We start from the raw sequence: 407 nt of genomic DNA, 5'->3' as shown, positions 1-407 counted from the left end.
GCGCAGCCGCGCCATGCCGGCCAGCCGGGGCGCGAGCCCGAGGCAGAAGGGCACGTCCTCCGCCGTCGCGGGGCGGACGGTCAAGCCGTTCAACGGCGCTTCCCGGCTCACTGCCGCCTTCCCTTGCGCAGCAGGGTTTCCGGGGCGAACTCCTCCGGTTTCATCGGCTTTCCGAAGACCGGCGGGCCATGCTGGTTGTCCAGCCCGCTGGCGACGTAGCGCCCGTCGGTCAGGTCGTAGGTGATCTCCATCGCCGGGAGGAAGGCCGGGACCTGCGAATGGGCGATGCCGTGCGCCTCGCCGTAGCGGGCGAGATTGCCCTCCGCGTCGTAATAGTCGGCCATCAAGATCTGCCAGCTGTCCTCGTCCAGGTAATAGGTACGCTCCGGGAAGGCGTCGCGCAGGCC

1 protein-coding gene is annotated in these 407 nt (G+C 69.5%); it reads right to left on the bottom strand.

All coding sequences use genetic code 11. The annotated features are described in order from the left end of the window. Positions 1-107: 107 nt before the first annotated feature. A partial coding sequence (locus tag JT719_RS24315; protein ID WP_207436387.1) for a DUF1329 domain-containing protein occupies positions 108-407 on the bottom strand: 300 nt, incomplete at its 5' end.

Origin of the sequence: Sabulibacter ruber (assembly GCF_017355955.1) — a bacterium.
Classification (GTDB): domain Bacteria; phylum Bacteroidota; class Bacteroidia; order Cytophagales; family Hymenobacteraceae; genus Nibribacter; species Nibribacter ruber_A.
The sequence above is the reverse complement of the archived record's forward strand: the minus strand, read 5'-3'. Positions and strand labels throughout refer to the sequence as shown.